This window comes from Lentzea sp. NPDC005914, assembly GCF_040629405.1.
Taxonomy (GTDB): Bacteria; Actinomycetota; Actinomycetes; order Mycobacteriales; family Pseudonocardiaceae; genus Lentzea.
The window spans coordinates 155,377-177,248 of record NZ_JBEXVQ010000009.1; the positions used below are offsets into that span (position 1 = coordinate 155,377).

The 21,872-nt window shown below is 69.1% G+C and carries 21 protein-coding genes and 1 tRNA gene; 16 read left to right on the plus strand and 6 right to left on the minus strand.

Annotation, left to right across the window (positions count from 1 at the left end; all coding sequences use genetic code 11):
• Positions 1 to 25: 25 nt before the first annotated feature.
• The 3 genes from ABZ345_RS15450 to ABZ345_RS15460 form a co-directional block, all read right to left on the minus strand.
• Positions 26 to 892: a DNA-formamidopyrimidine glycosylase family protein gene (locus ABZ345_RS15450; protein ID WP_359847928.1), complete on the minus strand. Its 867-nt coding sequence runs from the start codon at positions 890 to 892 to the stop codon at positions 26 to 28.
• Positions 893 to 907: 15 nt separating this feature from the next.
• Positions 908 to 1,345 carry a DUF983 domain-containing protein gene (locus ABZ345_RS15455; protein ID WP_359847930.1) on the minus strand — a complete coding sequence of 146 codons (438 nt, stop codon included), beginning with the start codon at positions 1,343 to 1,345 and terminating at the stop codon, positions 908 to 910.
• Between the two features lie 94 nt (positions 1,346 to 1,439).
• Positions 1,440 to 2,741 carry a sigma-70 family RNA polymerase sigma factor gene (locus ABZ345_RS15460; RefSeq protein WP_359848337.1) on the minus strand — a complete coding sequence of 434 codons (1,302 nt, stop codon included), beginning with the start codon at positions 2,739 to 2,741 and terminating at the stop codon, positions 1,440 to 1,442.
• 173 nt (positions 2,742 to 2,914) lie between these two features.
• On the opposite strand from ABZ345_RS15460, the gene ABZ345_RS15465 reads away from it, so the two are divergent.
• Positions 2,915 to 3,313: a hypothetical protein gene (locus ABZ345_RS15465; protein WP_359847933.1), complete on the plus strand. Its 399-nt coding sequence runs from the start codon at positions 2,915 to 2,917 to the stop codon at positions 3,311 to 3,313.
• A gap of 32 nt (positions 3,314 to 3,345) precedes the next feature.
• Positions 3,346 to 3,421 (plus strand) — tRNA-Gly (locus ABZ345_RS15470).
• 127 nt (positions 3,422 to 3,548) lie between these two features.
• On the opposite strand, the gene ABZ345_RS15475 is transcribed toward ABZ345_RS15470, so the two are convergent.
• The gene (locus tag ABZ345_RS15475; RefSeq protein ID WP_359847936.1) at positions 3,549 to 4,451 is read right to left on the minus strand and encodes an LD-carboxypeptidase; all 903 of its coding nucleotides are present in this window, start codon (positions 4,449 to 4,451) and stop codon (positions 3,549 to 3,551) included.
• A gap of 126 nt (positions 4,452 to 4,577) precedes the next feature.
• On the opposite strand from ABZ345_RS15475, the gene ABZ345_RS15480 reads away from it, so the two are divergent.
• On the plus strand, positions 4,578 to 5,003 hold the full coding sequence (locus tag ABZ345_RS15480; protein WP_359847939.1) for an OsmC family protein: 426 nt from the start codon (positions 4,578 to 4,580) through the stop codon (positions 5,001 to 5,003).
• On the opposite strand, the gene ABZ345_RS15485 is transcribed toward ABZ345_RS15480, so the two are convergent.
• Entirely contained in the window at positions 4,978 to 6,024 is a 1,047-nt protein-coding gene (locus ABZ345_RS15485; RefSeq protein WP_359847942.1) for a cytochrome P450, read from the minus strand. The two genes, ABZ345_RS15480 and ABZ345_RS15485, sit on opposite strands and share 26 nt — an antisense overlap.
• Before the next feature lie 58 nt (positions 6,025 to 6,082).
• Here ABZ345_RS15485 and ABZ345_RS15490 point away from each other — a divergent pair, with 58 nt between their 5' ends.
• From ABZ345_RS15490 to ABZ345_RS15510, 5 genes are all read left to right on the plus strand, one after another.
• Positions 6,083 to 8,872 (plus strand): BTAD domain-containing putative transcriptional regulator, encoded by a 2,790-nt coding sequence (locus tag ABZ345_RS15490; RefSeq protein WP_359847945.1) that lies wholly within the window; start codon positions 6,083 to 6,085, stop codon positions 8,870 to 8,872.
• Between the two features lie 40 nt (positions 8,873 to 8,912).
• Positions 8,913 to 9,542, plus strand: a complete 630-nt coding sequence (locus ABZ345_RS15495) for a hypothetical protein (RefSeq protein ID WP_359847948.1) — start codon at positions 8,913 to 8,915, stop codon at positions 9,540 to 9,542.
• 191 nt (positions 9,543 to 9,733) lie between these two features.
• Positions 9,734 to 10,126, plus strand: a complete 393-nt coding sequence (locus ABZ345_RS15500) for a contact-dependent growth inhibition system immunity protein (protein WP_359847951.1) — start codon at positions 9,734 to 9,736, stop codon at positions 10,124 to 10,126.
• Positions 10,127 to 10,171: 45 nt separating this feature from the next.
• Positions 10,172 to 10,528 carry a septal ring lytic transglycosylase RlpA family protein gene (locus tag ABZ345_RS15505; RefSeq protein ID WP_359847954.1) on the plus strand — a complete coding sequence of 119 codons (357 nt, stop codon included), beginning with the start codon at positions 10,172 to 10,174 and terminating at the stop codon, positions 10,526 to 10,528.
• Positions 10,529 to 10,647: 119 nt separating this feature from the next.
• The gene (locus ABZ345_RS15510; protein ID WP_359847956.1) at positions 10,648 to 10,983 is read left to right on the plus strand and encodes a hypothetical protein; all 336 of its coding nucleotides are present in this window, start codon (positions 10,648 to 10,650) and stop codon (positions 10,981 to 10,983) included.
• A gap of 12 nt (positions 10,984 to 10,995) precedes the next feature.
• Here ABZ345_RS15510 and msrA read toward each other — a convergent pair whose 3' ends face one another.
• Positions 10,996 to 11,655, minus strand: coding sequence for a peptide-methionine (S)-S-oxide reductase MsrA (gene msrA, locus ABZ345_RS15515; protein ID WP_359847960.1), 660 nt, complete (start codon positions 11,653 to 11,655; stop codon positions 10,996 to 10,998).
• Positions 11,656 to 11,811: 156 nt separating this feature from the next.
• Between msrA and ABZ345_RS15520 the strand changes: the two genes are divergently transcribed.
• The 8 genes from ABZ345_RS15520 (at position 11,812) to ABZ345_RS15555 (ending at position 21,838) form a co-directional block, all read left to right on the plus strand.
• Entirely contained in the window at positions 11,812 to 13,476 is a 1,665-nt protein-coding gene (locus tag ABZ345_RS15520; RefSeq protein WP_359847963.1) for a hypothetical protein, read from the plus strand.
• A gap of 98 nt (positions 13,477 to 13,574) precedes the next feature.
• Positions 13,575 to 14,765 carry a hypothetical protein gene (locus ABZ345_RS15525; protein ID WP_359847966.1) on the plus strand — a complete coding sequence of 397 codons (1,191 nt, stop codon included), beginning with the start codon at positions 13,575 to 13,577 and terminating at the stop codon, positions 14,763 to 14,765.
• Positions 14,765 to 16,372: a class I SAM-dependent methyltransferase gene (locus ABZ345_RS15530; protein WP_359847969.1), complete on the plus strand. Its 1,608-nt coding sequence runs from the start codon at positions 14,765 to 14,767 to the stop codon at positions 16,370 to 16,372. Before ABZ345_RS15525 ends, ABZ345_RS15530 begins: the two co-directional genes overlap by 1 nt.
• Positions 16,369 to 18,252: a glycosyltransferase family 4 protein gene (locus ABZ345_RS15535; RefSeq protein WP_359847972.1), complete on the plus strand. Its 1,884-nt coding sequence runs from the start codon at positions 16,369 to 16,371 to the stop codon at positions 18,250 to 18,252. The genes ABZ345_RS15530 and ABZ345_RS15535 overlap by 4 nt, the downstream gene beginning before the upstream one ends.
• A complete protein-coding gene (locus ABZ345_RS15540) occupies positions 18,249 to 18,773 on the plus strand; it encodes a hypothetical protein (protein ID WP_359847975.1) in 525 nt (174 codons plus the stop codon). Before ABZ345_RS15535 ends, ABZ345_RS15540 begins: the two co-directional genes overlap by 4 nt.
• Entirely contained in the window at positions 18,770 to 20,515 is a 1,746-nt protein-coding gene (locus ABZ345_RS15545) for a glycosyltransferase family A protein (protein ID WP_359847978.1), read from the plus strand. The genes ABZ345_RS15540 and ABZ345_RS15545 overlap by 4 nt, the downstream gene beginning before the upstream one ends.
• Before the next feature lie 325 nt (positions 20,516 to 20,840).
• Positions 20,841 to 21,215, plus strand: coding sequence for a hypothetical protein (locus tag ABZ345_RS15550; RefSeq protein WP_030465567.1), 375 nt, complete (start codon positions 20,841 to 20,843; stop codon positions 21,213 to 21,215).
• Positions 21,216 to 21,490: 275 nt separating this feature from the next.
• Positions 21,491 to 21,838 carry a hypothetical protein gene (locus ABZ345_RS15555; RefSeq protein ID WP_359847981.1) on the plus strand — a complete coding sequence of 116 codons (348 nt, stop codon included), beginning with the start codon at positions 21,491 to 21,493 and terminating at the stop codon, positions 21,836 to 21,838.
• Positions 21,839 to 21,872: the final 34 nt, after the last annotated feature.

A 21,872-nucleotide genomic window follows, 5' to 3' on the forward strand; every position in this document is an offset into this window, starting at 1 on the left:
CTGACCGGGACCGGTAAAGCAGCGGTTATTTCAGCAGCCGGGACAACCGGCGGTCGGCCAGCGGCTTGCCACCGGTCTGGCACGTCGGGCAGTACTGGAACGCCTTGTCCGCGAACGACACCTCACGAACCGTGTCGCCGCACACGGGACACGGCAGCCCGGTGCGCGCGTGCACCCGCAGCCCCGACCGCTTCTCGCCCTTGAGCCGGGCCGCGTCCTGGCCGACGGACCGGGCCACGGCGTCGGTCAGCGTGCTGATCATGGCCTCGTGCAGGTGGTCGAGCTGCTCATCGTTCAACTTGCCGGTCGTCGCGTAGGGCGACAGCCGAGCCATGTGCATGATCTCGTCCGAGTAGGCGTTGCCGATGCCCGCGATCAGGGTCTGGTCCGTCAGGGACGTCTTCAGCCGCTCGGTGCGCTTGGCGAACAGGTCTTCGAGCTGCGTGCGGGTGATCCCCAGCGCGTCGGGGCCCAGCCTGGCGACGCTCGGGATGGTCTTCGGGTCGCGCACGATCCACGCCGCGAGCCCCTTCTTCGTGCCCGCTTCCGTCAGGTCGAAGCCCGGTCCCTGCCCCGGCGGCCCGAGGTGCACGCGCAACGCCAGTGGTCCGCGGCCCTGCTTGGGCGGCGGCGCGGACATGGTGTCGGCCCAGCGCAGCCAGCCGGCGCGCGCGAGGTGGATGACCAGGTGGAGACCGTCCGCGACCTCCACGTCCAGGTGCTTGCCGTGCCGGTGGGCGCCCACGACCTCCTGGCCGTGCAGCGCGGTCCACGGCGGGTCGAACGTCTTGAGCACCTGCAGTGACGCCACGTCGACGCGATGCACCGTGCGGCCCACCGCGTTCTCACGCAGGTGGTGGGCCAGTGCTTCTACCTCTGGCAGCTCGGGCACCCGTCCAGTGTCGCATCAGTCGACGGGTTGCAGCGGGCCCTCGACGTCGGGCAGCGAGTGCATCTCGATCGTGCGAGCGACGCGCGAGGCTTCCTGACGCACCGCCATCGGGCCCCGGACCGACCCGATCCACCGCTCGGGCGGCAGCTCGTCGGCCGTGGCCTTGCTCTCCGCGACCAGCGTGTGCGGCCGGCGCAGCGCCCAGCGGACCGGGAAGAACGCGAACAGGAAGATCAGCGCGAGGATGAGCCACGCGGGGACGACGACCTGCTCAGGCGTCCACGCGATGAGCACCACCGTCATGACGACGAGCATCCCGGCCATCATTATCCCCGGCAGGATGCCACCGCTGACGTCGTGCTCGAAGTCGTCGGACTCCTCCGGGTTGCGCCACTCGATCCGGCTGTGGACCGTCCACATCCGGCCGTCGGCACCGCGCACCAGCCGCGTCATAAACCCGTCTCCCACGCTCGGTCGGTTCTGGTCAAACCGTACCTGGCGCGAGGTGAGCCTTGTGGGTGAACTCGCCCGACGTTGATCGTTACCGTCAGTCCTGGACGAGCGGCTTCGGGTAGAGCGTGATCGTGGTGGTCGTGGTCTCCGGAGGAGGCGGCGGGCACGGGTCGGAGGGCGGCTCGGACGTCGTGGACGGCGTGTCCAGCGACCTGACCTCCCGTTTCGACGTGGAGACCGACGTGACCACCTCGCTGGAGCTGGACCCGACGACCGGCAACGCCCGCTCGCCCGGTGGCTCCTTGCGCTGTTCCTGGGTCGGCGGCGGCGCGTAGGGCGTCGTCTTGCGCACGGTCTCCTGCCGCGGCGCACCGCCGGGGTTGACCACGTTCTCGTGCGGCTGTTCCTGCTTCTGCTGCGTCTGGGGCGCGGGCGCGGCCACGAGCTCCTGGCTGTGCCCGGAGCTGGCCGAACCCGACGTGCTCATGGCGATCACGGGCCGCTGGTCCGGCTGCAGCACCGCGACGCCGGGTCCGCCGTTGAACACCGCCGCCATCGTCCCGAACAGGCCGATCGTCGCCACGCCGGCCGCCACGACGGCCAGCTTCGCTTTGCTGATCAGCATCTTCCCGGCGAACGCGAGGCCGAGCGTGGACGGCACGATCAGGAACGCCGCGTTGGCGCGCAGGGCGGCGCAGACCTCGTTCAGCTCGGTGTAGAGCTGTGCGCAGGACGAACAGGTGTCGAGGTGGGCGCGGATCCGGCGTTCCTCGACGCCCTGGACCCCGCCCGCGGTGAACGTTCCGAGCTTCGACCTGATCGCCGCACACGACGAACGCCCGTCGTCGGCCGCGAGATGTGCCTGCAAGTACGCCGCACGCAAGCCTTCACGCGCGCGGCGAGCCAACGCCGACATGGCGTTGGGCGAGAGACCGAAATGCGGTGCCACGGAGGCGGGGCGCTCGCCCTCCACCTCGACGCGCCACAGCACGACCCGCCAGCGTTCGGGCAGGCTCGAGAAGGCTCTGGTGATGAGGTTGTGCTCGGCCCGGCGGTTCGCGTTGTCCCCCACGGGCTCGACGCGACGGCCCAGCTCCTCGTCCTCCACCGGGACGTCGCGACGCCGGCCGCTCCACTCCCAAGCCACACGCCGCGCGACGGTCAGCAGGTAGGTGCGGACGTGGTCCGTGGGACCGCTCCCGCGCCTGATCGCCTGCAACATGCGGAAGAACGCCTCGGCGGTGAGGTCGTCAGCTTCGGCCGCCTCGCGGACGTGCCTGAGTGAGAAACGGCGGATCGCGTCCGCGTGCCGGGAGAACAGTTCGCCGTAGGCCGAGTCGTCTCCCTCGCGCACCCTGGCGAGCAGGTCCCGGTCGACCTCGTTCTCGTCGACCATCACGGGTTCAACATGCCACAAGGGGCCAGACCTGCCCCTGGATGAGAACAGGTCGATATACAAGACCATCCGATAGTCGTGAGCTGATCAGCGCAACGCATTCGGTGACGAGACGGTCACAGGTGGGCGTCGGCCCGTCGGCCGAAGAAGATCCAGCGACTATCGTCACGACCGTGGTGAACTGGCGGGAACGCGCTTCGGCCCTGGTGCCGGAACTTCGTGATGTCGCCATGACCGAGGAGTGGTCGTGCCACGTGTTCTTCTCCGAGCTGTCTCAGCTGGCGGCGGAGGCACATCGCTCACAGGACGACGAAGTGCTCAGGCGCGCGTACGGGTTCGCGCACTGGTGCTTCCACCAGCCGGAGCAGTTCCTCGAGAACGCGGCGTTGATCAGCTTCTACGAGCACGTGTTCGACGACTGGGACCTTCGCGAGGAGGTCGCGGCGTGGCTGCCGTGCGACGTGCTGCCCAAGGTGCGGGCGTTGTGGGAGTGGCGCTGGCCGAAGGAGCAGTTGGACGAGGTAGATCAACTGTTGGCGGGTTTGCAACCCCCCGGTCGAGACGCCGTCTAGCCCTGTTGTATAGTTCTTTCCCGTAAGGCAGTGCGGATGTAGCGCAGTTGGTAGCGCATCACCTTGCCAAGGTGAGGGTCGCGAGTTCGAGTCTCGTCATCCGCTCCACTCTGAACGGCTCATGCTCATGGAGAGCATGAGCCGTTTTCGTTTCGCCATGATGTTGGGGGGCGACCCCCCAAACCCCCCGCGTCAACAGCGAGACCGGTACCCGGTGGGTGCCGGTCTTTTGCGTTCAACGGACCGCCGGTCCGACGGTGAGCGTGCCCGCTTCTGCGTCCAGTTCAGCGACCGGCCCCAGCGGCACGGACAACGGATCGTCGCCGTGACCGACGTCGATGCCACCGATCATCGGCACGCCCAACGTCCCCAGCCGATCCCGCAGCACGTCGACAATGTTCCAACCGCGATCGACATAGCCCTCGAACCCCGGGAACCGGCCGAGAGCGACGCCACGCAGTCCGGTGAGCGAGCCGGATCGGATGAGTTGCGTCAGGTCCCGGTCGACGTGGCCGAGCCCAACAGCGCGCGGAGCCTCCAGGAACAGGATCGCGCCGTCGAGCGAGGGCAACCCGGCGCCGACGGACCAGGCGATCGTGCCCAGATGTCCGCCGACGAGATGTCCCGTGGCCACACCCGACACCAGGACGGCCGCCGTGAGCGCCTCCGGATCCCGGCGCAGAACGGTCGTTTCGCCCTCCATCACCAGCCGCCGCGTCGCCTCGGCCGAGCGGACACCGGACAGGGACCCGTGGACCCCGGCCACCCGGCACTCCCGCCAGAGGGCGAGATGCAGGTTGGTGATGTCGCTGAACCCGATCAGCGGCTTCGGATCCGCGCGCACGGCGGCGAAGTCGAGGTCGTCGGCGATCCGGTACGCGCCCGCGCCGCCCCGTGTGGCGAACAACGCACGCACGCCGGGATCGCAGTAGGCCTCGTTGAGGTCGGCCAGCCGGTCCTCGTCCAGGCCCGCCATGTATCCGCGGCGGTCCAGCGCGTGCTTGCCGACCTCCACGACAAGCCCCCAGCTCTCCAGGGTTCGCACGGACTCGGCGAGCAACTCCTCGCTCGGATAGCTGGCGGGTGAAACCAGACGAACGCGATCTCCGGCGCGGAGCCTCGGTGACAGCACGACCACGGGCAACGACTCTTCCAGTCCCGATCCGTGAGTTCTCGGGGTGATCTATGGGCCGGGCCGTGGAAAGCTGGCCGGTGTCCGCTCGCATCAACCTGATCGAGCACGTTCGACAAGGACCTGGAGATCATGGCCATCACTCAGACGGCAAACGCGCACTGGGAAGGCTCTCTCGTCGAGGGCAAGGGAAACGTCAGCCTCGACACGTCCAAGAGCGGCAGCTTCGAGATCGACTGGAAGGCGCGCGCCGAGGAGGCCGGTGGCAAGACCAGCCCCGAGGAGCTCATCGCGGCGGCGCACTCGTCCTGCTACTCGATGGCGCTCTCGCACGGCCTGACCGGTGCCGGCACGCCGCCCACCTCCATCGACACCAAGGCGGAGGTCAAGTTCCAGGCCGGCCAGGGCATCCTCGGGATCCACCTGACCGTGCGCGCCAACGTGCCCGGCCTCTCGCAGGAGGCTTTCGTCGAGGCCGCCGAGGGCGCCAAGGCGAACTGCCCGGTCTCCAAGGCGCTCGCGGCCGTCGACATCACGCTGGACGCTTCCCTGGTCTGAACCGCAGTGCCGCGGGCCCGTGACTGATCAGGTGCCTGCGGTAGCGCACGTCGCCGGGCTGCTCGGCCACCTCGGACGAGCGGTCGAGCAGCTCTTCGGCGACGATCCGCCCCTCCAGCCGCGCCAGCTGGGCGCCGAGGCAGTAGTGCGGGCCGTGCCCGAAGCCCAGGTGCGCGGGCACGGACGGCCTGCCGGGGTCGAAGTCCTCGGAGAACACGCGCGGGTCGCGGTTGCCGGCCGCGTAGTCGAGGAAGAGGTGCTCGCCCTCGGCGATCTTCACCCCGCCCATGGTCACCGGACACGTCGCCGTGCGGAAGAAGCCGATGAACGGCGTGTCGAGCCGCACCACCTCCTCCACCACGCCACCCAGCCGGCGTTCGCGTGCGTCGAGGCGCAGCAGCGTGCTGGCCAACAGGTTCGTGGTCGAGTCGGTGCCCGCGACGACCACGGCGAGGCACAGCGACAGCCGTTCCTGTTCGGACAGCTGCCCGCCCTTGAACGCGTCCGAGCGCCCGAAATAGGCGCAGAACTCGTTCATCCCGGTGAAGTACGACCCGAGGACGCGTTCGCTGACCTCCTCACCGCTGGTCAGCTCCAGCACCGGCGCCACGAACTCGCGGAACAACGGGAAGTCCCGTTCGGGCACGCCGAGCACGTCACCGACCACGCCCAACGCGAACGGCGCGGCGAACTCGCTCACGAAGTCGGCCTCCTCCGGCAGTTCGCCGAGCAGCGTCCGAGCGCGCAGTCGAATTGAGTCAGCCATTTGGCGCACGGCCGTTGGAGTGAATTTCTGATTCGCCGCCGCACGAATTCGGGCGTGCCTGGATCCGTCCGCCGCGTTGAGCGAGGACATCAATTCCAGCAATCGCCGCTGCTCCGGCGGCAGCAGCGCTGCCACGGCCGCGACCTGCGGACCTGTCATGTTCCGGGAGGAGAACGTCACCGGATCAGCCAGCACGGCACGCAGGTCGGCGTATGCGGTCACGCGCTGGGCGTTGATTCTCGGGTCGAATTCCATTGCAGTATCTTGTCCCGGTTCCAGCCTTTGTCGGGGGCTGACGACAGGACGAATTAAAGTGATCATCCGGCTGCTCGGTCCGCTCGAACTCACCGGACCGAACGGAGCAGTTCAGCTCAGCAGCGCGGGACAACGGACGCTCGTGGCACGGCTCGCCCTCAATCCCGGGGAGACGGTGCCGAGGAGCGCGCTCATGGACGCGCTCTGGTCGGACGAGGCGCCCGCGAGCGCCACGAAGACCCTCCACAGCCTCCTGGCACGCCTGCGCGGCCAGATCCGGGACGCCGGACTGGGCGAGCTGATCACCACTCGCGAACCCGGCTACGTGTTCAACGCACCCGCCGACACCGTGGACGTCGCACGGTTCGAGGCGCTCGTCGCAGCAGCACGAGTGAGCAACGACCCGGTGGAATCGGCACGGATGCTTCGCGAGGCGCTGGCGTTGTGGACGGGCGATCCACTCGCGGACTGCCGGCCCGGTGAGTGGACGCGACACGAGTCCGCGCGGCTCACCGAGCTGCGGATGGACGCGACCGAGGACCTGATGGAGGCGTCGCTGGAGCTCGGCGAGCACGCCGCGGTCGCACCGCTGGTGAACTCGCTGGTCGAGCAGCACCCGTTCCGCGAACGGCTGTGGGAACAGCTGATGATCGCGCTCTACCGGTGCGGGCGGCAGGCGGAGGCGCTCGCCGCGTTCCAGCGGGCGCGCGGCGTGCTGGCCGACGAGCTGGGCATCGAGCCCAGTGCCCGGCTGCGCGATCTCGAACAGGCGGTGCTGACCGCCGATCCACGCCTCGACCTGCCTGAACGTGCTCCGGTGCTGATCCGCGGCAACCTGCCGGCCGACCGGTCGAGCTTCGTGGATCGACCGGAGACCGAGCACGTCGCCGACCTGATCAGGCAGCACCGGTTGGTGACGTTGATCGGCGTCGGCGGGGTGGGCAAGACGCGGCTCGCGGTGCACGTGGCGCGGGGCGAGCAGCCGCCGGACGGGGTGTGGCTGGTGGAGCTGGCGGCGTTGCGCGATCGGGCGCTCGTGCCGCACACGGTGGCCGAGGCGTTGGGCGTGGTCGACCAGACCGGGCGTGGGCAGCTGACGGTGCTCACGGAGTTCCTGGCGGGCCGGGACGCGCTGCTGGTGCTGGACAACTGCGAGCACGTCGTCGACCACTGCGCGGTGCTGGTCGACACGCTGCTGCGGGTCGCGCCGCGGTTGCGGGTGATCGCCACGTCGCGGCGCGCTCTCCGCGTCTACGGCGAGCAGGTGCTGGCCGTGGCGCCGTTGTCCGTCCCCTATCCGGCGGCGACGTTGTTCGCCCAACGCGCCGACGCGGCGGTGCCCGGCTCGTTCGTCATCACGGGGGCGAACGAGCAGGCGGTGTCGGACCTGTGCCGGCGGCTCGACGGCATTCCGCTCGCGATCGAGATGGCCGCTCTGCGGGTCCGCGCCCTGACGCCCGCGCAGCTGCTGGAACGGTTGGACGACCGGTTCAAGGTGCTGACCGACGGCGGACGAACGGCGTTGCCGCAGCACCAGACCCTGCTGGCGACGATGGACTGGAGCTTCGACCTCTGTTCACCGCGGGAGCAGCTGCTGTGGGCGCGTGCGTCGGTCTTCGCGGGCAGCTTCGACCTCGCGGCGGCCGAGGCGGTGTGCTCGGACGACTCGCTGACCGCGGACTACATGTTCGACGCGGTCGACGGCCTGGTCGACAAGTCCGTGCTGCAGCGCGAAGAACACGGCGGCGTGGCGCGCTATCGGTTGCTGGAGACCATGCGCCAGTACGGGCAGACGCGGCTGCGTGCGAGCGATGAGGAGCCACGGCTGCGCTTGAGGCATAGGGACTGGTACGCGGGCATCGCTCACCAGGGTGAACGGGCCTGGTTCACGCCGCGGCAGGCCGCGACCGTCGGCTGGATGACGACCGAGAGCGGCAACCTGCGAGCCGCGCTGGAGTACTCGCTGACGACGCCGGGCGAGGCCGACTCTGGCCTGCGGCTGGCGGCGACGCTGTGGTTCTACTGGGTGGGCTGCGGGCGGTTCGCCGAGGGACGGCACTGGCTGAACTGGGCGTTGTCGCTGGAGACCGAACCGTCGCGGGCGCGCTGCAAGGCGTTGTGGGTGACCGGGTACGTGGCGACGTTGCAGGGCAACACTTCCGCCGTGCCCGCGCTGCTGGAGGCGTGCCGTGCGGAGGCAACGCTCCTGGGCGACGCAGACGCCGACGTCTACGCGACGTACGTGCAGGGTGCGGCCGCGGTGTTCAACGACGACCTGCCGCTGGGGGCGTCGCTGCTGGCCAAGGCCGACCGGTTGCACACCGAGCTCGGGCACCTGGACAGCAACGTGATCATGGCGCGGGTGGCGTTGGCGATCACCGTGGCGTTCGGCGGTGAGCTCGATCGGGCGGCCTCTCTTTGTGCCAAGGCACGGGCCGTGTGCGAGGAGAACGGCGAGCTTTGGGCGCGCGCGTACGCGCTGTACGTCCTGGCGTTCGTCGCGATGGGACGGGGTGACGTCGTCGAGGCGCGTGAGCTGGCTACTTCTTCGTTGCTCATCAAGGAGAAGTTCGACGACCTGCTGGGGATCGCGGTGTCGGTGGAGCTGCTGGCGCTGATCTCGGCGGTGTGCGGATCCGCGTCGCACGCCGCGCTGTTGCTGGGCGGCGCCGACCGGGTGTGGCAGTCGGTCGGGCTGCCGTTGTTCGGGTCGGCGAACTTCGCGGCCTCACACGACCAATGTGTGGCGTTGTGCCTGCAAGCGTTGGGCGAGGCCGCCTACGCCGCGGCGTTCGCGCGTGGGTCGGCGATGACCGTGGCAGCGGTGGTCGCGGCCGCGCAGTCGTGACGCAGGTTCCGCGCAGCCGGGGGCGATCAGGCTGCTTCGAATGAGAACCAGCGTGCGCACCCCGGACTCGGAAACCCTCGAGGAAGTCCTGAAACTCGCGGCGCGGGCACCGTCGTTCGGCATCGTGCCGCCTTATCGGTGGCGCAACGGCAACGAGTGCCTTGAGCTCGTGACGACACGCACGGACCAGACGGCGCTCCTCGCGTGTGGTGCCGTGCTGCACCACGTGCGGGTAGCTCTGTCGGCGATGGGCTGGGACTGTCACGTGCTGCGGTCTCGTTCCGGGGACGGCCAGGTCGCGTCGGTGCACCCGCGCTGGGAGCTGGACCCGTTCTCGTGCGAGGTGGCCTCCGCGGCGGCGATCTCGTTGCGGCGGTCGGATCCGCGCCCGTTCGTGGCGGACGAGGTGCCCGACTCGGCGCTGACGTGGCTGCTGCACGCGGCCCGCGCAGAGAACTGCGACCTGGAGCTGGTGGCACGACGCAGCGGCGCGTTGGTGCGGATGACCGGCCACGACTGGCTGCGGCTGGGCGAGGCCGTGAGCTCCGTGCTGCTCGCATCGACCGTGTGGGGCCTGGCGTCACAGGCGTTGCTGCACGACGGCGAGGTGCTCGTCCGGGTCGGCTGGCAGTCGCCCAATGCCGAACCGTTGCCCCAGTCGGCACGCTAGTGGCGTGGCCCAGAACGTTGCCAGGTGAATTCGCGGTCAGACGGGTGCATCGTGGTGCCGCCCCCGCGTCCTCATACTGGACCGTATGGGGGCGCGGGGGCGGTGCCGCGAGGCGCCCTGCTGAGCGTGAATTACCCGGCCACGTTCTGGGTCGCGCCACTAGGGCTTCCCCCGGCAGGGACTATGGGTGCGTGGACCGGGACAGAACGCTCGCGCACCTGAGCGACGACGACTGGCTGAGACCTGATCAGTCGTCCACCCAGCTGTACCGGGACCTGTGCGCGTTGCGCGATCTGCCGGTGCGAGAGCTGACGCCGACGTCGCTGCACTTGCTGGTCACGCACCAGGTGGGCCTGGACGTGACCGCGCTGCTGGCGCTGGAGCACGTCGAGTCGGACCCGCTGCGGTCGTTCGCGCTGTACCCCGGCGACCTGCTCGCCGCTCTACTGAGAGTAGATCACTCGTTCTGGACCGATCACCCTGCGTTGCTGACGCGGATGTCGGTTCTGCTGGACCGGCTGCGCACGTTGCCCGAGGGCGACTGGCAGCTGCTGGTGAACGCCGCCGAGCAGTTTCCCGGTTAGGCGCGCGTTAGGCGTCTCTTTGCCGCCCGGTGAGTTGCTGGTGCCATGGCAAAGACCCTCGCGGCCGCCGGCCTCACGCTGGCCTCCCTCGCCGCCACCGCAGTGCTCTTCTCCCCCGTGGCCTCGGCCGAGACGTGCAAGGCCTCCTACTACGACGGCGGCGGCACCACGGCCAGCGGCGAGCGCTTCGACCCCAACAAGCTCACCGCCGCGCACAAGACGCTGCCGTTCGGCACGCACGTGAAGGTGAAGAACCGCTCCAACGGCAAGACCGTCACCGTGCGGATCAACGACCGCGGCCCGTACATCACCGGCCGCTGCATCGACCTGACCCCGAAGGCCTTCAAGACCATCGCGCCGTTGTCACAGGGCGTGGTCGGCGTGACGGTCACCAGGGTTTGATCCAGTAGAAAACAATCGTTTCGCTTGACCCAATCGAGTGAACGAGATAGGCAATCCGGGTGTTGGCGGCGATGAGTGGGCCGGGTCGGCTCGCAACCGGAGCTCTGCTCGGTGCTGTCGTGGCCGCGTTTTACGTGCTCGCACCGCATGTCGGATCGCTCGCCTCGGGCGATCCGACAGCCCCGGACGGCGACAGACCGGCCCGTGTGTCGCTGATCAACACCCCGTCGCTGATACCCACGCAGACCGAGACACCATCACTCACAGTGTCGTCCACCCCGTCGTCGTCCGCTCCGTCTTCTTCTTCCAAGACAACGACTACGACCACCACCACGACGACCGCCGTCACCATCACAACTCAGGCGCCGCCGCCGGTCACCACCACGACGACCTCGAAGCCGCGGCCCACCACGACCACGACGACCACCAAGCCGTGCGGCCTCATCTTCTGCTGATGCGCGGGACAGTCAGGCCTTCAAGCCGACCGGGCACGAAACGCCAGTACCACCCAGACCGCAGTAGCCGTAAGGGTTCTTGGCCTCGCTCAGGTACTGCTGGTGGTAGTCCTCCGCGTAGTAGAACTCGCCGACCGGCGCGATCTCCGTGGTGATCTGCCCGTGCCCGGCCGCACTCAACGCCTGCTGGTAGACGTCCCGCGAAGCCACGGCCGTGACCCGCTGCCCCTCGTCCGCGTACAGCAAGACAGACCGGTACTGGCTGCCGATGTCCGCACCCTGCCGCATCCCCTGCGTCGGGTCGTGCCCCTCCCAGAACACCCGCAACAACGTCTGGAGCGGCACCTCGGACGGGTCGAACACGACCAGCACCGCCTCGGCGTGCCCGGTCAGGCCCGAACAGACCTCTTCGTACGTGGGGTTGGGCGTGGTCCCGCCCGCGTAACCGACGGCCGTGCTCCACACGCCGGGCGTCTGCCAGAACAGGCGTTCGGCGCCCCAGAAGCAGCCGAGTCCGAGCACGATCGTGCGGTGGCCGGCGGGGAACGGTGGCACGAAGGACCGGTCGGGGAAGACGGCGTGCGTGCCAGGGAGCTCGATCGGTGTCGGGCGGCCCGGCAACGCGCTCTCGGGCGGCACCACGCTCTTCTTGTCGCGACCGAACAACGCCATGCGGTCAATGTAGTCATTTCCGCACGTGAGGCGAGTTACAGCGAGCGAACGGTAACAATCCGTGATTCTGCGGCGGTGCACCCGACGCGCCAGGTACTTTGTGGCCGCCGGGGGTCACCCGGTCTTTCACCATTCCCGCAAGTCAAGGACGGCTCGATGGCGGTTGATGTAACGGAGGCGATCCCCGAGGTCGCTCCTGTCGAGGACCGCAAGAGGCCGCCCTTGCTGAAGTGGGGGCTCTGGGCGCTGGTCGTCGTGCCGGTCGTCATCGCGTTCGCCGAGGCGCTCCGATCGCCGAAGCTCCACTTCTGGGACTACTGGGTCGTCATCGCCAAGTCCGTCAGCCCGTCGGGCGAGCTGACCGACGGCATCTGGCGCCTGCACAACGAACACCCCGCCGTGCTCGCGTCGCTCGCCTTCTGGGCCGACGCCAAGTACTTCCACGGCTACAACTACGTGCTCGGCATCTTCTGCGTGCTGATGTCGATCGTCATCCTGTTCGCCCTGATCAAGATGCTGCCCGCCCGGCTGACGGGCCTTCCCCGCGCCGCCGTCGCCGTGGCCGTGTCGTTCCTCGTCTTCTCGTCGTCCGCGCTCGAGTACTACGGCATCGGCATGAGCGGCACGCACTGGCTGCTCGGCCTCATGCCGGCGGTCGTCGCGCTCTCGTTCGCGCATCACGGGCGGACCGTGCCCGCGTTGGTGTTCGCGCTCATCGGCAGCTTCGGACACGGCTCTGCCTACCCCGCGTGGTTCGCGCTCGCGCTGATCGCGTTCCTGCGCCGCGACCACTGGTGGCGGATCGTCGCGCCGATCGTGCTCGGCGCCGGCGTGCTGATCCACTGGATGACCCTGGAGCACCCGGTCGCGCCCACGATCCAACTGGTCGGCGCGGACACCTACCTGGCGACGGCACTCACCATGCTCGGGGAGGCGTGGGTGTCCCGCGCCATCGACCTCGCTTCGATGGCCGGAGCGGTGATCATCGTCGTGTACGGGATCTTCACGGTCCGCGCGGTGAAGGAACGGCAGGAACCTCAGGCGCCGAGGATCGACTACTCGGGCTGGATCGGGCTCGCCGTGCACACCGTGCTCGTCGCCGCCCTGATCGGGTTCGGGCGGGCACGGTTCTCGGTCAACGAGGGGCTGGCGCCGCGGTTCGCGATGGTGTCGCTGCTCGCGGCGTGCGCGTTCGTCGTGCTGATCGCGGTGATCGGACCGAAGTTCCTGCGCACCCGCATCGTCCCGATCGCGCTGGTCGTCGGCATCGGCACGTTCGCCGTCGGCACGTACCAGGCTGGAGCCACCCGCAGCTACTACCCCAAGCAGCCGGTCCTCGCCGTCGCGATGCACGTCGGGGCGAAGTCCTTGATGCTGAAGAACTCCGCGACACCGCTGTCTCTCGCGCCGATGCGAGCGCTGAAGGCGTATCCGTTCACCGACGACTTCACCCTCGGCTGCCACGGTCCCGAACTCGGCTCCACCATCGACGTCAAGACGGCGAAGGACCTTCCCCCGCCCAAGTTCGAGGCGGGGTCGACGATGGGTGCCGTGGAGACCGGAGAGGTCAGGGGCGACACCGAGGTCACCGGCTGGGCCCAGGTCAACGGCAAGACCGTCGACTGCGTCCTCATCACGGACCAGGCAGGTCTCGTGGTCGGTGGTGGCGCGGTCGGTCTGCCGAGGCCGGACGTGCGCGAAGTGATCTCCAACGGATCCGGGCGGTCCGGCTTCGCCGCGGTGGCGAAGCCCGGAACGAAGGACCTGATCGTCTTCGTCCACGCAGAGGGTCAGCTGTACCGCATCATCACCGTGATCTGACCCGGACAACGACATCGTGCAAGGCGGCTCGGCGGAGAACCGCCGCATGCGATACGCAACAATGGCACACGCTGCAGCAAGACCGGAGGAGCCGGAAGATGGCTTGGCAAGACGAACTGCGTGAGCTCGACAACGCCCTCGCCGAGGGTCGTATCTCCGCTGACGACTACCGTCGGCGCCGAGACGAGGTGCTCTCCGGTTCGAGCAGCGCTCCCGCACCGTCACCGCTGAACCCGGGGGCGGCGAACGCACCGTTCCGCTGGAACACCACCCCGCCCCCGGTCGGACCCCCGTCGGGGCCGCAACCGGTGGTGAACCCGGACGCGACGCAGGTCGTGACGCCGCAGGCGCCGCCCAGTGCCGCGACCCAGAACATCAACCCCGACGCGACTCAGGTCGTGAACACCGGGGCGCGCAACTCAGACTCCGAGCGCACCCAGTACGTGCGACCGGTGCAACCGCCTCCCGGTGGTGGCTGGCAGTCCGCGCCTCCGCAGGGCGGCCCCGCTGCCCCGCCTCCGTGGCTGAGCGGTGACGGCGGCTTCGGCGCCGAGTCGAGCCCCGGCTGGGTCGCGCAGGGCCCCGAGGTGTTCGACGAGAAGTCCTCCGGCGCCGGCAAGAAGATCCTGGTCGTCCTGCTGGTCGTGCTCGTGCTGGGCGGCATCGGTACCGGTGTGTACTTCCTGGTCAACCGCAAGGGCGGCGGGGGCGGCGAGGAAACGCAGGGGCAGTCGACCTCGCAGACGCCGACCACGACGAGCAAGCCGAAGCCGACCGAACCGCTCGAGATCCTGCTCGACCAGATCCCGGCTCCCGGCGGCAAGAAGGACCTCAAGATCGAGGTCTCGGCGACCGCCCGGCTGGTGGAGCTGAAGATGCTCGACCAGGGCGAGGCGGACCTGCTGACGGCCGTGAAGATCACCAAGGTCCCGTTCAAGTCCGGCCAGAAGGACCCCGACCAGTTCGGGCCGACGCCGGACTCGTTCTCGGTCATGGTGTTCCCGACCAACAGCGAGGCCGAGGCCGAGACGCTCGTCGCCCAGCTCAAGGCCTACCAGGAGGCCCACGGACTGGTGTTCATCAAGGAACCGCTGCCGAACATGCCCCTCTCGGTGCTCTTCGAGAAGAAGGTCGACAACGACGCTGCCCTGTACCGCGGGCTCTGGGCCTCGGGCAAGAACGTCGTGCGCGTCAACGTCGATCAGGTCCCGATGACCGGCGAGGCGAGCCTGAGCGGTAGCTACCAGCGTCAGGTCCAGGCCGCGCTGAAGAGCTTCCCCGCTCCCTGATGACCCCACTGCGCAAGCTCGACCTGGTCGAACGCGATGGGTGCCTGGTGCTCGGCACCCACTCCGCGATCACCTACCTCGACGGGGCCGAGCAACTGGTCGGCGCGATCGTCGCCGAGGCGGGCGACCGCGGTTCGCTGAGCGACGAGCTGCACCACGCGGCCGGCGAGAACTGGGCCGAGAGGTACCACCTCGATCGAGGACGCGTGAACGTGCTGCGCGCCCTCGACCTGCCCGCCGGTGCGGTGGCGTTGGAGATCGGGTCCGGCTGCGGCGCGATCACCCGCTACCTCGGCGAGAACCTGGCGCTGGTCGACTCGGTCGAACCGGTGGCCGCACGTGCTGCCGTTGGCGCGCAACGGGTCGCCGACCTCGACAACGTCAGGGTGTTCGTCGGTGTCGTCGACGACGTGCCCGACGAGCAGGCGTACGACCTGGTGTTCGTCATCGGCGTGCTGGAGTACGTGCAGGACCGTCCCGCGTTCCTGGAGTCGTTGCGGCGCAAGCTGAAGCCGGGCGGCACGCTGGTGCTCGCGATCGAGAACCAGCTCGGGGTGAAGTACCTCGCCGGCGGGCGTGAGGACCACAGCGGGATCCCTTGGGACGGTGTGCAGGGCTATCCGAACGGCGGCCCCGCGCAGACCTTCGCCCGGCGGCCGCTGGAGAACCTGTTGTCCGGCGCGGGTTTCCGCCCGGTTCGCACGCTCGGCTGCTTCCCGGACTACAAGATCACCCGCGCGGTCCTGACGGCCGAGCTCGTCGACCGGCACCCTGCGCTGGCGACCGAGATCCCGCAGTTCCCCAGCCCTGACCGGGGCTTCCCGAACGAACGGCCTGTCGACGAGGCCCTGTTGTGGCGCCAGTTCGTCGACGCGGGCATCGCCGCGGAAGCGTGGAACAGCTTCCTCGTCATCGCCACCACCGACAGCGACGAGAGTTCGTTGTGGCCCGACGAGCGCCTCGCCGTGTACTTCAACACCGAGCGGGCAGCGCGCTGGTGCACGCGCTCCGAGGTGCTCGGTACAGGAGTCATCCGCCGTACCCCGCTCGTCACCCCGGTCGAGGACGAGGTGTCGGTACGCGGGTACGACGAGCCGCTCGTGCAGGGCATGCCCCTGATCACCTTGATGGTGAACGAGCCCTGGCGGGCGGAGGAGCTGCTCACGGCGTGGCGCGACCTGCTCCACCGCGACGCGCCCGAACTGGGCTCGGCGATCTGGGATCTGTTGCCGCACAACCTTCTGATGACCGACGACGAGATCGTCGCCATCGATCTCGAGTGGTGTGTCGAGGGCATCGGTGTGACCGAGGTCGAGCAGCGCGGGCTGTTGCTCACCGCGGACAAGCTCGCCTCCGTCGGCTGGCGTGGTGCGGGGGAACGCACGACGGTTCGTGACCTGGCCGGGTGGCTCGGGGTGCTGCTCGGACATGCTCCGTCCTATGTGGACGCGGTGGTCGAGCGGGAGGCGTGGTTCCAGGCAGTGCGGATCTGCGGCACGCCCCACGGCGCCGGGCTGCGGCGGGAACAGGACTACTTGAGGACGGCTTGGCAGAACCGCCTTGCCGAGCTTGTTGGGGGGAACGGCATGAACGGCACGGAACGATGAGCAGCGCGTTCGTCGACCTGCCCTCCGGACCGGTCGGGCACCAGTTCGAGCTGAGCGGTTGGGTTCGCGGGATCGCACTGGCGGACGTGACCGTGCGCATCGCGGGTCATGAAGCGACTCTGCGCGAGCACGGCGGCGCCCCGGACGGTGCGGCGGGCTGGGCGGCGCACACCACGAGGCCGGTGCCGAACGGCGTGCAACCGGTCAGCGTGTTCGGGCACGCCGGTGAGCTGCTGGCGCAGGAAGTCGTGATCGTCGGCAGCAACGAGGGCGACGATCCGCTCGCACTGGTCGAGCTCGACGGTCCCGCGCCGGACAGCGAGGTGGCCGGTGACCTCGTGCTGGTCACCGGGTGGGCGATGCTCAACAGCCGCGCGCCCAGCATGGTCGAGGTCTTCGTCGAGGGCAGCGGTGTCACGCGCGCCCGCACCCGGTTGCCCCGGCCCGACGTCGGGGCCGCGTTCCCCGACTTCCCGGACGCCGTGGTGAGCGGGTTCGAGGCTCGGGTGCCCGTGGACATTCCGCCGGGGGGTGCGCGACGGGTTTCCGTGCGCGTGCGGCTGACCACGCACGGGGCGGGTGAGTGGACCTCGCCGACGCGGTTTGTGACGGTGCGGAACCCTGCGGGCGATGCGGCGGACGAGCTGCTGGCCGATCAGCTCGAGGAGCAGACGGCCGGGCTGCTGGAGCGGGTCAGTGATCGGCGCGATCCCAAGCACGTGCTGGTGCTGACGCACAGTCTGGCGATCGGTGGCGGGCAGCTGTGGTTGCAGGAGCTGCTGACCGGGCTGGTCAAGAAGCACGACTGGCGCGCGACTGTGGTCACGCCGGTCGACGGGCCCTTGCGCGACGACTGCGCCGCGCTCGGTGTGCCGGTGCATCTGACTTCGCACTACCGGATCGGCGACATCGCGTCGTACGAGGGACATGTCAGTGAGCTGGCGTTGGTCGCTCGGGCGTCTGGCGCGGGTGTGGCGCTGGTCAACACGCTTGGTGCGTTCTCGGCTGCCGATGCCACGAAGCGTGCGGGGCTGCCGACGGCGTGGGTGGTGCACGAGAGCTTCGAACTGGCTGACTTCTCGTTCCAGAACTGGGGTCCCGCCGGCCTCGCGCCCGCGGTGAAGCAGCGCTGGGAACGCAGCCTCAACGCCGTCGACCAGCTGTTGTTCGTGGCGGACGCGACCAGGGAGATGTTCGTCGGTCACTCGGCGCCGCAACGCTGCCGCACGATCCGCTACGGCACGCCGATGGTTCGCTTCGGCGGACGGATCAGCGAGCACCGCCGTCGTGAGGCACGGGAGCGGCTCGGGGTGCCGCAGGACGCGTTGTTGCTGCTCAACGTTGGTGTGGTCGAGCCGCGCAAGGGGCAGGCCGGGCTGATCTCGGCGGCGGAACGGGTGCGGCACGTGGCGCCGAACCTCGTGGTCGCGATCGTCGGCCAGCACCCGACGCCGTACGGGCTGGCGCTGGACGATCTGGTCGAACGCGGTGAGCTGGAGGAGTCGGTGCGGCTCGTGCCGATCCAGCGCGACCCGACGCCGTGGTTCCACGCGGCGGACCTCTTCGTGAACGCCTCGGACATCGAGTCGCTGCCGCGGTCGATCCTCGAAGCCGTGTGCTGTGGCCTGCCGGTGCTGGCCAGCGACGTCTTCGGCGCGCGCGAGATGATCGAGGACGGCCGCACGGGGTGGCTGTTCGAGCCCAACAACGCCGACGCGCTGACCGTGGCTCTGCTGCGCGCCCTCGACACACCCGCCGAACGCCGCCGCGAGCTCGCGGACAACGCGTTCGCCAAGCTCAGCGACTGGCTGGACCCGACGGGGTACGCGGACGAGTACTCCGACGTGCTGTCCGAGATCGCGAACCAGGGGGAACGATGAACGACGATCTCAGCGACCTGCCCGGACCGGTGCGCGCCGAGCTGACGAGGCTGCGCGCCGAACGGGTCGTGTTCGTGTCGGAACGGGAGAAGCTGCTCGGTCAGCTGCAGGAGGCCGACACCTCGGCCCGCGAGCTGCTGGCCGACCGCGACAGGCTGGCCGCTCAGGTGGCCGAACTGCCGGAAACCGTGCGCAGTTCCGAGGAGCAGACCGCGAGCATCGAGGCGTTGCGCGCCGAGCTCGCGGTCGCACGTCAGGAACGCGACGCGCTGCGCAACGAGCTGACGGGCACGCGGGCCGAGCGCGACGCGTTGCGGCTGCGGCTGCTCGACGCCGAGGTGGTGCTGGCCGGCAGAGAAGCGCCCGCGTCCGTGCCGACGACGTCCGCCGGTGCGGCCGACCGGATCGCCGCCGCCGAGGCCCGTGCCGCGCACCTCGCCCGTGAGCTCGCCGCCACCCGCGCGACGATCAGCTGGCGGGTCACCGCACCGCTGCGCGCCGTTCGCAGGAAGTCGCGATGACCTCACCCGACCTCTGCCTCGTGTCGGCGGTGGGCGGTTCGGTGTTCATGGAGGAGTTGCTGGAGGTCGTCGCCGACGCCGTCCGGCGCGCTGGAGGCCGTGCCCGCACCGCGCTGGGCCGTTTCCCCGAGCCCTCCTCGGACACCGTGTACGTCGTCGTCCCGCACGAGTACTTCTACGTCACGCCCGTCGCCGACCGTCCCGCACCGGAACTGCTGCGCCGCACCATCGCGTTCTGCGTCGAGCACCCCGGCACCATGACGTTCGACCGCACCGCCTCCCTGGTGGGGTCGCTCGCGGGCGCCGTGGACATCAACGTCGACTCGACCGAGGAGCTGCGCCGCCGCGGTGTGGCCGTCGAGCACTTCCAGCTCGGGTACACACCTTTGTGGGACAGGTGGGGCGGCGATCCCGACTCGGACCGTTCCATCGACGTCACCTATCTGGGGACGGCGGAACGACGGCGCTCGCTGCTGCTCAACGGCTACTCGCGCGACCTCGACGAGCAGCGCGTCCGGCTGCTGACCCCGCCGCACGAGCCGATGGGCCCCGCGCGGATCGACTTCCTGCCCGGCGAGGCCAAGTTCGCGCACCTCGCGGACTCGCGTTTCCTCATCAACCTGCATCGCGAGCAGTCGAAGGCGCTCGAGTGGGTGCGCGTGCTGGAGGCGTTGACCAACGGCTGTGTCGTGCTGACCGAGCCGTCGACCGACGTCGAGCCGTTGGTGCCGGGCAAGCACCTGGTGGTGGCTTCCGCTGCGTCTCTGGGTGCGGTGGCCGCGGCGCTGACGTCGGACGTGGGACGCGAGCGCGACCTGCGGATGGCCGGGTACGACTTCGTGCGCAACGACCTGGACATGCTGGGCTCGGCGCGGACGTTGATCGAGCTGGCAACGTCCCTGGTGGACGGGAAGGACGTCGCGCCGCTGCCGTCTCTGCAGGAGCCCGCGCCGGTCTCCGCGGAGAAGCCGCTGGCCGTCGACACGTCCTCGTGGGACCCGAAATTCGCCGGGGTGGCCTCGCTCGGCCGCGAGGTGAGCGACGCCGAGAAGATGGCGTGCGCGCTGGCCGTGGAGCGGACGACGTTCGCCCAGCGTGCGGCCGGCCGCGACTGGCAGGACCACTCGCCCGCTTCGGCCGGGTCCGGAGTGGACGTCCTGATCGTGCAACGTCCCGGCGAACCCGACCCGGACGGCCTGATCCTCGACCTGCTGGGCGGGACCGTCCGGCCGGAACGGATCCTCGTGTGCGTGGACGGCACGCCCGCGCCGTCGAAGAGCAACGCGACCGCCGTTCTGCACCACGAGATGCCGCTGGGCCGCGGCGTCGCCCGCAACGGCCTGCTGGAACGCTCCACGGCGGACCACGTGCTGGTGCTGGACGCCGGACTGCGGGCGTCGCGGCACCTTCTCGCCCGGCTGCTGGCGGCGGACGCGGACGTGGCGCACTGCCCGATCGGCGACCCTCAGGCGGGCCTGGTGGCCGCTCTCCCGGCCGAACGACGCCGGTTGGCCCAGACGCCGTACCTCGGCTGTGGATATCTGGTGCGCCGGCCCGTGCTCGACGAAATGGGCGGCTGGACTGTGGATCCGTTGCTCGAGGGCCTGGAGGACCACGCCTTCTGGCGCTCGGTGAAGTCGTCGGTGCTGGTGCAGCAGGTGTTGCTGCAGCGTCAGGTGCCGGACCCGCCGATCCGCCCTGTCGACCTTCATCCGCAACGCGTGTGGGCGACGTTCTGTTAAGAACGCGAGTCGGTACCGCTTGCAACCGTCGTCGAGTGCTAGACGTCTACTACGGGTGTAGGTCACCACTCGGAGGCGACACATGTGGATCAGCGTGACATTAGTCACATTGGGCGGTTTGGCGTTCCTGACGCGAACCGTAATGGCCCTCCTGGCCGTTTCCCCCAACAAGGACGCCAGTGATTACACTAAGCCACAAACGTCCACCAATTGAGATACTCGTTCGGAGTACGTCTTACGGACGAACGTTGACTTACCGTACGATCCTTTCGGGTCGTATGACTGAACAGTCACCCGAAGGGGACCTCACAGGGGTAGGTGCGCCATGGACCACGCACTGAGCAAGGTCATCGAGCTGCGCGAAAACGGGTTCCAGTTCCTGCACCTCAGGGACGACGCCGGGCAGCTCGACCGCATCATGGCGTTCAAGCAGCGCAGAGGCTTCATCGACTCGATCCTGTTCTGGTCGGAGACAGAGGCGCGCGCGGGACGTCTGCCCGCGGTGCGCGACTCGGCCCGTCCGGCGCAGGCCGTGTGGATCTACGAGGGCCCGCTGGTCGAGGCCGTGGACAGGTTGCTCGACCTGCCCGAGCCCGGCGCGCGCAACGCCCCGTCGTTGATGAAGGCGACCGCCTCGGATCTCGCGGTCGTGACGACGCTGCCGTTCAAGTTGAAGCTTCCACCGGGCGCGATCGCCTAGTTCTGGTCAGTCGTTTTCGAAGTCGCCGCACATTGTGGCGACTTCGAACTGTGCCCCGATCGGGCATTGCGATGACAAAGACTGTCTTATTTCGCGGTGCGCCCTGAGCCGTTCAGAGCAATGGGCGCGTGTCCAATACGACCAGATCTGTGACGTTCGGTAGCTCGTCGAGGTCGTTCATGAACACGCGTAGCACCCCTGAAGGGATGAAGAAGTTCCCCCTCCTGAGTTACGCAGCTTGATGTAGAGGGGTCGGGTGCGCAACTTTCGCGCCTATGAACCTCAGGAAGACCGTCGCGGGGGCCGCTGTTGCCCTCGGCAGCACCGCCGCATTGCTCGGCCTGGGTGGGACCGCACACGCCGCCGACCACGTTGACACCACCGCTCACACGCAGCCCGACTTCGGTGGGGAGCTGGGTGAGGTCGCGACCGCGGGCAACCTCGCGAAGGTCGACACCTCCGACGTCGCCGGCAAGATCCAGGCGATCAACGCCGAGGACGCGGACGTCACCGCGATCGTCGAGAACGTGGACGCCGGCGCCATGGGCGTTCCCGCCTCGACGCTGCTCGGCCTGAACGAGCCGCAGGGTCCGGCCAACGGTTTCGCGCACGTCGACATCTGATCCAACCAGTACTTCCTGGCCGGGGCGGCGCCCG

What these genes read in the sequence shown, in the direction of transcription:
- ABZ345_RS15555 (WP_359847981.1), top strand. Translation starts at nt 21,491, where the DNA reads ATGAACCTCAGGAAGACCGTCGCGGGGGCCGCTGTTGCCCTCGGCAGC.
- ABZ345_RS15530 (WP_359847969.1), top strand. Translation starts at nt 14,765, where the DNA reads ATGACCCCACTGCGCAAGCTCGACCTGGTCGAACGCGATGGGTGCCTG.
- ABZ345_RS15520 (WP_359847963.1), top strand. Translation starts at nt 11,812, where the DNA reads ATGGCGGTTGATGTAACGGAGGCGATCCCCGAGGTCGCTCCTGTCGAG.
- ABZ345_RS15545 (WP_359847978.1), top strand. Translation starts at nt 18,770, where the DNA reads ATGACCTCACCCGACCTCTGCCTCGTGTCGGCGGTGGGCGGTTCGGTG.
- ABZ345_RS15535 (WP_359847972.1), top strand. Translation starts at nt 16,369, where the DNA reads ATGAGCAGCGCGTTCGTCGACCTGCCCTCCGGACCGGTCGGGCACCAG.
- ABZ345_RS15495 (WP_359847948.1), top strand. Translation starts at nt 8,913, where the DNA reads ATGAGAACCAGCGTGCGCACCCCGGACTCGGAAACCCTCGAGGAAGTC.
- ABZ345_RS15455 (WP_359847930.1), bottom strand. Translation starts at nt 1,345, where the DNA reads ATGACGCGGCTGGTGCGCGGTGCCGACGGCCGGATGTGGACGGTCCAC.
- ABZ345_RS15485 (WP_359847942.1), bottom strand. Translation starts at nt 6,024, where the DNA reads ATGGAATTCGACCCGAGAATCAACGCCCAGCGCGTGACCGCATACGCC.
- ABZ345_RS15550 (WP_030465567.1), top strand. Translation starts at nt 20,841, where the DNA reads ATGGACCACGCACTGAGCAAGGTCATCGAGCTGCGCGAAAACGGGTTC.
- msrA (WP_359847960.1), bottom strand. Translation starts at nt 11,655, where the DNA reads ATGGCGTTGTTCGGTCGCGACAAGAAGAGCGTGGTGCCGCCCGAGAGC.
- ABZ345_RS15480 (WP_359847939.1), top strand. Translation starts at nt 4,578, where the DNA reads ATGGCCATCACTCAGACGGCAAACGCGCACTGGGAAGGCTCTCTCGTC.
- ABZ345_RS15525 (WP_359847966.1), top strand. Translation starts at nt 13,575, where the DNA reads ATGGCTTGGCAAGACGAACTGCGTGAGCTCGACAACGCCCTCGCCGAG.
- ABZ345_RS15460 (WP_359848337.1), bottom strand. Translation starts at nt 2,741, where the DNA reads ATGGTCGACGAGAACGAGGTCGACCGGGACCTGCTCGCCAGGGTGCGC.
- ABZ345_RS15540 (WP_359847975.1), top strand. Translation starts at nt 18,249, where the DNA reads ATGAACGACGATCTCAGCGACCTGCCCGGACCGGTGCGCGCCGAGCTG.
- ABZ345_RS15505 (WP_359847954.1), top strand. Translation starts at nt 10,172, where the DNA reads ATGGCAAAGACCCTCGCGGCCGCCGGCCTCACGCTGGCCTCCCTCGCC.